The sequence below is a fragment of the Lolliginicoccus lacisalsi genome, from assembly GCF_014841105.1.
In the GTDB taxonomy this organism is placed as follows: domain Bacteria; phylum Actinomycetota; class Actinomycetes; order Mycobacteriales; family Mycobacteriaceae; genus Lolliginicoccus; species Lolliginicoccus lacisalsi.
Window position 1 is genome coordinate 1 of the sequence record NZ_JACYWE010000022.1, and the last position, 1939, is coordinate 1939.

General features: G+C 67.4%; 1 protein-coding gene. It reads right to left on the reverse strand.

Annotated elements, in window-relative coordinates; genetic code table 11:
• Positions 1-265: 265 nt before the first annotated feature.
• On the reverse strand, positions 266-1939 hold a 1674-nt coding region (locus tag HT102_RS15710), incomplete at its 5' end, for a condensation domain-containing protein (protein ID WP_225443797.1).

Sequence of the window (1939 nt, forward strand, 5' to 3'; positions counted from 1 at the left end):
CCAAAGCCGGGCCCGACGGGTCCACCTCCACCGCCGCCGCCAACAACTGAGGCAGGAGCTGTGCTCGGGCAGAGGGATCGACGTTCACTGGGGCACCGTCCTTCGTATCGCTCAATGCAGCGCCTGCGCCCACGCCAGCAATCGCGCGCGGGGGCCAGGCGCCGTAAACTCCTCGTCATCGTAGGCCAGGGGGCAGCAACGTACGGGCCCGATCGAGCAGTCTGTGATATTCACGACCACGCAATACGCGTACTGGCCGAGCTTTTCATTCCAAGGGCAAATCGGCGATCGCGATCGTCGGGTCGTCCACCACTGCTTCGAGGAGCTGCACGTACTGATCCACGCGCTTCGCCACGGTGGCCCTCTCGAACAGATCAGTGGCAAAAATGACACGCACGGCCATCCCGTTGCGCGCCCCGGCCTCATCGAGCCGCTCGGCAACGATGAAGTTCAGATCGAGATGCGTGACGCCGAGATCCACGGACCGCCCTGACAGGGTGAGGCGATCAAGCGTGATCTCCGCGGAGTCGACGTTCTGGAACGCGAATCCGAGCCGGGTTATTGGTTGGCCCTCATGCGGCGTGCCCGAACGAACGATTTTGGTGACTTGGTCAAGCGGAAGGAGCGAATGGGAGTAGACCTCGACGGCGAATTCTCTGACAGAGCTCACCACTTCCGCGAAGGCGAGTCCTGGAGCCGTGCGCGCGCGGAAGGAAACGCTCCGGACGAACAGGCCCACGAGCTCGCTCAATGCCCTATCCGGCCTCGCCGCGGTCGGAGCGACTGTAGTGACCTCGTCCGCCTCGGCCCACCGGGCCAGCAGGACCGCGGTCGCAGCCTGCATGACCATGAACATCGTCGCGCCCTGCCGCTGCGCGAGCGCGACGATGCGCTCATGCAGCTCGCGGGGAATCTCGAGCAGCACGCTCTCGCCACGGACGGACGGGGCCTCCGGCCTCGCATGGTCCGCGGGCAGCTCGAGCGGCGCGGGGAGATCAGCGAGCGCCGACCGCCAGAACCGGGCCTCTGCCGCGGATAGCGAGGCCTCGTCCGAGACATCTCCCAGGAGTTCCCGCTCCCACACGGCGTAGTCCCTGTACCGGACCGGCAACGGGCTCCACGCCGGTGGCTCGCCTCGCAGCCGCGCGTGATAGGCAAGCATCACGTCGCGGGCCAGCGGCGCCGAGGATGAGCCATCGGCACTGATGTGATGGATCGCCACGGCCAGCATGTGGTCCTCCGGCGCGGCCTGGAAGAGCTTGGCGCGCACGGGCAACTCCTTGGTGACGTCAAAACCACGCGCGCAGAACGCGGTCACTCGCTCCATGAGGTCCTCGCCCGCACCTATCGCCGCGTGCTCGAGCTCAAGGGTGACCTCGTTCATCGGGACCACGACCTGCAACGGCCCCTCCGGCGAATCAGGGTAGATCGTTCGCAGGGGCTCGTGCCGCTCCACGACCTCCCGGAAGGCCACGCCCAGCGCTGCCGCGTCGATCTCCCCCTCCATCCGGAGAACCACCGGAATGATCCACTGCGAGGAGGAGGTATCGCGCTGGTTCGCCTCCCACATCCGCCACTGCTCCGGGGCGATCCGCACCGGGCCGTCATGCTCGCGCCGCACGAGCGGCAGCCTCTCCTCGGCCAGGCCAGCAGCCGCTGCGCGCTCGGCGAGCCCGCGAACGGAGTTCGCCTCGAACAGTGCCCGGATGTCGAGCTCCGTGCGGAGCGCTTCGTTGATCCGCGCGATGACACGAGTGGCCAGGAGCGAGTTGCCCCCGAGCTCGAAGAACCCGTCGGTGACGCTGACCTCGTCGGTGCCGAGCACTTCGGCGAAGATGCCCGCGATGGTCTCCTCGATGGGGCCATCCGGCGCTACATGCTCCCGGACGCTGCCCTGCCCGGGTTCGGGCAAGGCAGCCCGATCAAGCTTCCCGTTCCC